This is a genomic window from Streptomyces sp. NPDC058646 (assembly GCF_042716875.1).
Classification (GTDB): Bacteria; Actinomycetota; Actinomycetes; order Streptomycetales; family Streptomycetaceae; genus Streptomyces.
In genome coordinates, this window is the sequence record NZ_JBHXRK010000063.1 from 1 (window position 1) to 7,759 (window position 7,759).

Here is a 7,759-nt window from a genome sequence, read left to right on the forward strand (position 1 = left end):
CTCGGCCAGCGATCTCCGATCGCCTACGAGAACGACTTCCAACCAGCAACAACTACCCTGACCCAAGCCGCATAGACGTGTTCAAAATCCGGGGTAAAGGCCCAATTCACCCATGACGCCGCCGGACGCGAGCTGGCTCGAGTGTTCGACGACACGATCACCATGACCTCCGCATGGGACGAGGCCGGACGGCTCTCTGCGGAGCACATCACCGCCTCAGGGCGTGCCGTCAACAGCCGCGCATACGTCTACCGGGCCGACGGTCGTCTGACATCCGTCGCGGACCGATTGTCGGGCACCCGCACTTTCGACCTTGACGGGGCAGGCCGGGTGACCGCCGTCCACGCTCAAGGCTGGACGGAGCGGTATGCGTACGACGAATCAGGCAACCAGAGCTGGGCATCCTGGCCCTCCGGCCACCCCGGCGGCGAAGCCACCGGATCACGCGCCTACACCGGCACCAGACTCACCCGCGCCGGAGACGTCCGCTTCGAGTACGACGCCCTCGGCCGGGTCACACTACGGCAGAAGACCCGGCTCTCCCGCAAGCCGGACACCTGGCGCTACACCTGGGACACGGAGAACCGCCTCACCTCGGTGACCACCCCCGACGGGACCCGCTGGCGGTACCGCTACGACCCCCTCGGCCGCCGCGCCGCGAAGCAGCGCCTGGCCGCTGACGGCGAGAACGTGGTCGAGGAGGTCCGGTTCACCTGGGACGGCTTGACCCTGTGCGAACAGATCGGCCACCAGCCGGACCAGCCGAATCCGGTCGCCCTCACCTGGGACCATCGCGGCGACGTCCCGCTGGCCCAGACCGAGCGCATCCTCACGGCCGACGAGCGCCAGGAGGAGATCGCCCGTCGCCTTTTTTCGCCATCGTCACGGACCTCGTCGGCACTCCCACCGAGCTGATCGACGAGGCCGGCGAGGTGGCCTGGCATTCCCGGGCCACCCTATGGGGTACCACTGCCTGGGCCCGCGACAGCAGCACGTACACCCCGCTCCGCTTCCCGGGCCAGTACTACGACCCCGAGACAGGCTTCCACTACAACCTCTTCCGCCACTACGATCCCGAAGCCGGCCGCTACATCTCCCCGGACCCACTCGGCCTGGCGCCCGGACCCAACCCCCTCGCGTACGTGGACAACCCGCACAGCGGGTACGACCCGTTGGGCCTGATGCCCAAGTACTCGAAGGAGGAAAAGGCCCAGAAGCGACTAGACAAGGTCGTGGACGACGTGATCGGAAGAGCACAGGACGGTGGGTTCAAGAAGCACAGCACCTACCACGGGGACACGAGGCACGGTTTCAGCGATGAACGGGTCACGGAAATCCTCAAGAATCCGGATGCTGTGTACCAATCGACGGGAACAGGCCAAAGGCTCATTTTCCGGCAGGGCGAGGACATCGTCGTGCTCGATGGACCCGGCAACACCCAGGGCCAGGCCATTACGGCCTACGGCTCGTCCGGGATCAAGGGCGATAGTGGGGCGAAGGCACTCGGAGGCAACCCTACCGATCCACACCCACCCATAACCCACGAGGACCTCGTGCAAGGCAGAGTCCCTCTAAAAGTCGGGTACATGGCCCCGTCAAAACAAATCAGGTGAGGCAGGCATATCCATGAGGCTGACATTCGACGGCAACTGGCGAGCGACAGTAACGGACAAGCCGGTGCACACAACCCCCCGCTTCACCGGCGACGCCTCTGTAGACATTTTGCGTTGCGGGGATGCGATGGAGCGTGAGAGGTTCCTCTCGGAGACCTTCGGTAGCCAGGACCTGCTGTGGGACGCGCCTGACATCCTCCGCTTCGACAAGGACAGCCGAGAGCTGGTCGGGGCACAACTCCACTGGCCGGAGGAGTCCGCCCCGGCCGAGGAAGCCGCCCGCCTTCCCCTCACCCCTCCGGTACGCCCGGGCGGGCTCCGTGCCGACGAGGCCCGGGATTTCCGGCAGGAGCGGTGCACGGTGTTGTGCCGCACACCCGGGGACGCCGTGCTGACCTGTCTGCGCGACCTCGACGTCCTCAACGAGCCTCTGGAAGCCCGCATCGGTATCGCCCCCGACGTAGCACTCCTGGTCCAGCACGGCGCCGTCGTCGGCTGGAGCCTCTCCGATCCCGCGCGCTACTTGACCACCGGGTACACCGACCCCGACCCCGACCCGCCGGCGGCCGCAACCCGGCGGCTGCTCACCGAGTGCCTGGACCTGGTCACCACTCCCGTGGTCGAGGATGTGGCCGACGGTGAACCGGCCGCCCTCGCCCGCCTCCGGGCCGCCGACACAGCACTGCACGATCAGCGCGAGGACCGCCACCGGGCAGACGTCTTGCTCCAGCTGATCGCCACCTACATGGAGGACTACGGGAATCCGTGACGCCACCGCGCCACTGGACTCGCACGCGGACTATACGTATGGCCTGACAGCGGCCGTGCCCGTCCCAACCTCCCGCAGAACAAGTCAGATGAGATGACTTTGAGCATGAAACTCACCCTGGGCGACTGGACCGCAACAGCAACGGGCAAACCGCTGAGCATCACGCCACGGTTCAATTTCCGGGACTTCCGTGTGCGCGTCGCTCCGTACGCGAACTCCGAGGAGCGGGGGCAGTACCTCCGGGACACCTTCGGCAGCGCCGGCTTCCTCTGGGACACGCCCGACGAGCTCCGATTCGACACGGCTGATCGCAAACTTGTCGGCGCCGAGTTCCAGCTCGTCGGTGAGGCCGCCGACGCCGAGGACTCCGCCCGCGTTCCCGTCACACCCCTCTCCCTGCCGTGCGGTCTTCGTGCTGACGAGACCCACGACTTCAGCCTGGAAATGGCCACAGAACTGTGCCGTGCCCCCGGGGACGCCGTACTCACATGCCTACGCGACCTCGATGTCCTCGATGAGCCGTTGGAGGCCCGCATCGGCATCGCCCCGGACGTGGCGCTATTGGTCCAGCACGGCACCATGGTCGGCTGGAGTCTGACTGACCCGGTGAGGTACCTCACCCGTGGGTTTGAGCCCCCCGACCCCGCACCCCCGGCCCTCGCCACGCGGCTCCTGTTCACCGAATGCCTGGACATCATCACTACCCCCGTACTGGACGAGGTGAGGCTCCAGGACCCGGCCGCCTTGTCGCGGTTGCGGGCCGTCGACGAGGCCCTGCGAAACCAACGCGAGGACCAGTACCGGGCCGACGCCATGACCTCCTTGATCACCGACCTCGTCGAGGACTACGGGAACCTGTGACGCCACCGTGCCACTGGACTCTCACGCGGACTCTACGCATCACCCCCGACAGCGGCCGCGCCTGCAGCGCCTGCCGGAGCGGCCCGGGACGTGTGCGATCCGGGCAACATCGTTGAGGGCACCTACCAGGTCATCCGTCAGCAGCAGGGCGAGCGTCGCCCGCAGTTCGTCCGGGACGGGATCGTCCACGAGGCAGAGCCAGGCCACTGCGGCAGGCACTCGGACATCTGCGTGCTGTGAAAGATCAGCCCAGAGGGCGCGGGTCTAGGGGCCGGTGCCGGTGCCGGCGACAGCGCGCAGCTTCGAGTACTACCGCACCCTCGATACCACCGCCGAGCACGTCCAGCGCTGGCGCGACCAGGGACCGCTGACCATCCCGGTCCTGGCCATCGGCGGCCAGTACAGCACCGGCACCATCCCCGCGGAAACCATGCGCCTGGTAGTCACCGACGTCACCGAACTGGTAATCCCCGGAGCCGGTCACTCCCTGCCCGAAGAAGTTCCGCAGGAGCTGACGAAGCGGCTGCTGGAATTCCTGCGCTGACCCGACCGGTCAGCATCAGCCGCGAGGTGAGGGGCCCAGTGAACGCTCCCTCACGCGCTTCCTGACGGCGGACGCAGCCACCCAGGGAACGGAACGGCGCCCCGGAGGCCGGCCGCCAGCTTGCCCGGGATGCAGATCACATGCCGAATCCGGCCATGGGAGCCATGCTGAAAGAAGGCCTCACGGGACGGGACAGGCTGTGACCTGGCCGTTGGCGCGCACCGGCCGGGAGGCGCCCGCCCCGACAGCTCCGGCAGGACGGTTCTACGGGGCGGCGGCTCACGAGCTTGTCCGGCATCGACTCGTGTGGCGCGGGGGGCCGGCGCAACGCACAGGATGCTGCCGGACGCGCCTGCCATGGGAGCAGCTCCCGCAATGCACCGGCCGTGTCCCAGCGGATGCCGGTGGGCGCCCGCGGAACCCGACTTTCACTGGGGCCGGTCGCCAGGGGTTTCAATGGCGTTCGTGTTCACCGACGGTTCGAAGGCGACGATGGACCGCCCACGGTCGTGGGCAAGGCTCTTTCGTCTGGCGACGCCGCCGCCTAATTCAGCAGCTTTGTCGAGAGGACGACCGATGAGCATGCCCTATCTCGCCCAGGCCGAGCAGCAGGAGACTCTTGAATGGCTTCACGGCGGCACTTTCTCGGTCCTGCTCGACGGCCGGGCGACCGACGGTCAGCTCACCGTGGGCCGCTTCCGCGTCCCGAAGGGGGAGGCCCCGCCGTTCCACCTGCACACCCGGGAGGACGAGATCTTCCTCCTCATCCAGGGCTCCGCGCTGCTGTGGGTGGGCGACGAGCAGATGGAACTTTCTGAAGGAGGCATCGTCTACCTGCCCCGCAATGTTCCCCACGGCTACCGCATCACCTCCGACACCGCGGACCTCCTCATGATCACAAAGCCGTCGGGGATCGAGGGAATGTTCCGCCACGCGGGACGTGACGTCACCGCCGACCGGCCCGAGGGCTTCGAAATTTCAAGCGACGTGCTCGCCGAAGCCGCCGACCTCTACGGCCAGGTGATCGTCGGACCGCCACGCTGAGCCTGTCCTGCCCTGCTGCCAGGCGCCACCCCACCACAGTCAGGGGTCTGCCGCCGTAGGTGGTGGTCCGGTCAGGGGTGTTGAAGGGGCGACCGGCGAGGCGCTCGGTGAAACTCCGAGCACGGCAACGACCGCTTCCTGGACACCTCCGGAGCACTCCTGCGCCGCGCCGCCGGCTGACCCCGGAAGGCGAAGACGACCCCTTCACGGAACCGGGCGGCCGGCCTCCGGTCATCACCGACAACATGCTGCACACCGTGCTGCGACGCCGGGCCGCAGCCGAGACCCGTCGAGGCCATCCAACCTGACCTGGTCATCCCCACCGGCAAGCGCCGGGGGCAGTCCCCGAGCCTCGCCGGCGTCTACCGGGCCCTGGTCGAGCACGCGGACCCAGCGCCAACTCGCCAGCTCCCAGTAGCCGATCAGCCAGGGCTTCGGCGTAGTCAACGGGCGTCCGTTTTATGATCACTTGAGCCCGAGCAGGGCGAGCGGGCGGTCCGCGTTGCGGGCGTTGTGTCGCAGAGCGGCGGCGATGTTGGTCGCGCCGGCCAGCCGCAGGGCGCCGATGGCGAGGTTGCGCCAGGTGGCCATCGCCCGGGGCGCGTTGCCGGTTCGCAGCTGCGAGGCGTCTTCGGCGAACGTGGTGTCTCTGACGTGGTGCAGGGCCTCGATCTGCCAGTGATCACGGACCAGGGTCGCCAGCTGAGTGGGGTCGGCTTGCTCAGCGGTGAGGCTGGTGACGGCGTAGACGGTCTTGATAGTGGTCTTGCCGGTCTTACGGTCGGTGCGGCGGCGCTTGATCTGGACGGCCTGCCGGGCTCCGGGGAAGAGCAGGCTGTTGACCGTGGCCACCTTGATCCGTCAGATCTCCGCGCGTCCGTGGCCGGTGCCCCTCACGCGGCCCTGCAGCGGGATCTCTGTCCACGGAAGGTGGCTTTGTCAGCGAGTTACGAGAGCGCCTGTAGCTCAGCTGCGAGAGCACCCTCTTCCACGGGAGAGTGATGTCGTCGAGTTTTGAGAGCACCTGGATGCTTGTTCGGGACCATGGTTGTGCTCTGCACGATGAGGGGGCCCGGGTGCTGCCGAAGTCCAAGGTCGATCTGTACGCGGCGATCCGCCGTGATTCGCGTCAGGGCCTTTCGAACCGTGCTCTTCAGCGGAAGTACGGCGTCGGGTTCTTGACGGTGCAGAAGGCGTTGTCGTCGGCTTGGCCGGAGCCGAGGAAGCAGCTTCCGCCGAGGGCGACCCGGCTGGATCCGTTCAAGCCGTTGATCGACCAGATGCTGCGGGCCGACCTGGACGCGCCGCGCAAGCAGCGGCACACGGTAAAGCGGATCTTCGAGCGGCTGCTGGACGAGCACAGCGCGGACGAAATTTCGTACCAGATGGTCCGCGGCTACGTGGCCACGCGCCGTGAGGAGATCCGGGTCCAGGCCGGCCGGGGTGTGGTGGAGGCGTTCATCCCGCAGACCCACAAGCCCGGAGCTGAAGCGGAGGTCGACTTCGGGGACGTGACGGTGCGGTTGGCCGGCGAGCTGGTGACCTGCTACCTGTTCGCGTTCCGCCTGTCCTACTCGGGCAAGGCCGTGCACCGGATCTTCGCGTCGGCCGGGCAGGAGGCGTTCTTCGAGGGGCACGTCCACGCTCTCAACGTGCTGGGCGGAGTGCCGACCTCGAAGGGCTGACCTGGGATGTGCAGCGGCGGCTTCGCGGAGTCGAATGATCTCCTCATGCTGGGCGGCGAAGCGGGCCAGGGCCTGGGTGCGGAAGTCAGTGAGCTCGTCGATCGTCTACTCCGACCGGGCCAGCCTCTCCTTGACCCTGGCGTTCTGCGTCTCGAGGCGGGTGAACTGAGCTACGCGAGGGTCGGGAAACAGTCACGTGATCGGCGCAGCCTCTTCGCCACATTAGGACGCCCGGCACGGCCCGCAAGCCTGGCCGCCCCATGCTCCTGACCGACACCGGCGTTGGACAGGACAGAGGCGGCCAGGAACAACCGCCATCCACCCCACCGGGCCCCGCCCGCCGTAACCCGCGCTACGGTGCCGCCCGACCGTGACCACTGCGAGGGAGCCCGGGCGTCCCGGGGCGCCCGGGGATACCGCCCCGGGACCGGGAACGCGTTCCGCTGGCTGACCCGAAACAACACGCGACGCCGGCACTCCCGCCTCGGCCACCTATCCCCGATCGCCTACGAGAACGCACTCCAACCGGCAACAACCACCCCGGCCCAAGCGGCATAGACGTGTTCAGAATCCGGGGTCAAGGCCCCCATCAGCCTGCCCCCGCCAGTAAGCGAGGTTGTGTCGGACGGTCAGGGTGTTGGGGTGGTCGGGGCCCAGCACCCGCAGGGAGTCGGCCAGCACTTCGGCGGTTGCGGTAGCGGCCCCGGCCGCATCCCCCGCCTTCCCCCGCCACCGAGCGAGGTTGGCCCGTGTGGTCAGGGTGTCGGGGTGGTCGGGGCCCAGCACCCGCAGCCGGTGGGCCAGCAGTTCGGCGGTGGCAGTGGCGGCCCCGGCCGCATCCCCCGCCTGCCCCTGCCAATAAGCGAGGTTGTGGCGGGCGGTCAGGGTGTCGGGGTGGTCGGGGCCCAGCACCCGCAGGGAGTCGGCCAGCAGTTCGGCGGTTGCGGTAGCGGCTCCGGCCGCATCCCCCGCCTCCCCCCGCCAGTTAGCGAGGTAGGTCCGTGTGGTCAGGGTGTCGGGGTGGTCGGGGCCGCGCACCCGCAGGGAGTCGGCCAACAGTTCGGCGAACGCGGTTGTAGCCCCGGCCGCATCCCCCGCCTCCCCCCGCCATCGGGCGAGGTTGGCCCGTGTGGTCAGGGTGTCGGAGTGGTCGGGGCCGCGCACCCGCAGGGAGTCGGCCAACAGTTCGGCGAACGCGGTTGTAGCCCCGGCCGCATCCCCCGCCTCCCCCCGCCATCGGGCG

General features: G+C 68.3%; 8 protein-coding genes and 1 pseudogene. 7 read left to right on the forward strand and 2 right to left on the reverse strand.

All coding sequences use genetic code 11. From position 1 onward, the window contains the following. Positions 1–99: 99 nt before the first annotated feature. From ACFWUZ_RS35865 to ACFWUZ_RS35890, 6 genes and pseudogenes are all read left to right on the forward strand, one after another. Positions 100–1,613, forward strand: a pseudogene (locus tag ACFWUZ_RS35865) (RHS repeat domain-containing protein); the annotation flags it as partial. A gap of 127 nt (positions 1,614–1,740) precedes the next feature. Beyond that, positions 1,741–2,382 carry a hypothetical protein gene (locus tag ACFWUZ_RS35870; RefSeq protein ID WP_384382250.1) on the forward strand — a complete coding sequence of 214 codons (642 nt, stop codon included), beginning with the start codon at positions 1,741–1,743 and terminating at the stop codon, positions 2,380–2,382. A 105-nt stretch (positions 2,383–2,487) separates the two neighbouring features. Beyond that, positions 2,488–3,243, forward strand: coding sequence for a hypothetical protein (locus ACFWUZ_RS35875; RefSeq protein ID WP_384382252.1), 756 nt, complete (start codon positions 2,488–2,490; stop codon positions 3,241–3,243). 90 nt (positions 3,244–3,333) lie between these two features. Continuing rightward, on the forward strand, positions 3,334–3,483 hold the full coding sequence (locus tag ACFWUZ_RS35880) for a hypothetical protein (protein WP_384382254.1): 150 nt from the start codon (positions 3,334–3,336) through the stop codon (positions 3,481–3,483). Positions 3,484–3,523: 40 nt separating this feature from the next. Further along, positions 3,524–3,787 (forward strand): alpha/beta fold hydrolase, encoded by a 264-nt coding sequence (locus ACFWUZ_RS35885; RefSeq protein WP_384382256.1) that lies wholly within the window; start codon positions 3,524–3,526, stop codon positions 3,785–3,787. 576 nt (positions 3,788–4,363) lie between these two features. Then, on the forward strand, positions 4,364–4,831 hold the full coding sequence (locus ACFWUZ_RS35890; protein ID WP_384382258.1) for a cupin domain-containing protein: 468 nt from the start codon (positions 4,364–4,366) through the stop codon (positions 4,829–4,831). 465 nt (positions 4,832–5,296) lie between these two features. Here the strand turns inward: ACFWUZ_RS35890 and ACFWUZ_RS35895 are convergent, their stop codons facing one another. After that, positions 5,297–5,683, reverse strand: coding sequence for a transposase (locus ACFWUZ_RS35895; RefSeq protein WP_384382260.1), 387 nt, complete (start codon positions 5,681–5,683; stop codon positions 5,297–5,299). Between the two features lie 416 nt (positions 5,684–6,099). On the opposite strand from ACFWUZ_RS35895, the gene ACFWUZ_RS35900 reads away from it, so the two are divergent. Continuing rightward, positions 6,100–6,516: a hypothetical protein gene (locus ACFWUZ_RS35900; RefSeq protein ID WP_384382262.1), complete on the forward strand. Its 417-nt coding sequence runs from the start codon at positions 6,100–6,102 to the stop codon at positions 6,514–6,516. 564 nt (positions 6,517–7,080) lie between these two features. On the opposite strand, the gene ACFWUZ_RS35905 is transcribed toward ACFWUZ_RS35900, so the two are convergent. Further along, on the reverse strand, positions 7,081–7,759 hold a 679-nt coding region (locus ACFWUZ_RS35905), incomplete at its 5' end, for a tetratricopeptide repeat protein (RefSeq protein ID WP_384382264.1).

Coding starts and splice junctions, on each gene's coding strand:
- ACFWUZ_RS35875 (WP_384382252.1), top strand. CDS start 2,488: ATGAAACTCACCCTGGGCGACTGGACCGCAACAGCAACGGGCAAACCG.
- ACFWUZ_RS35870 (WP_384382250.1), top strand. CDS start 1,741: ATGGAGCGTGAGAGGTTCCTCTCGGAGACCTTCGGTAGCCAGGACCTG.
- ACFWUZ_RS35890 (WP_384382258.1), top strand. CDS start 4,364: ATGAGCATGCCCTATCTCGCCCAGGCCGAGCAGCAGGAGACTCTTGAA.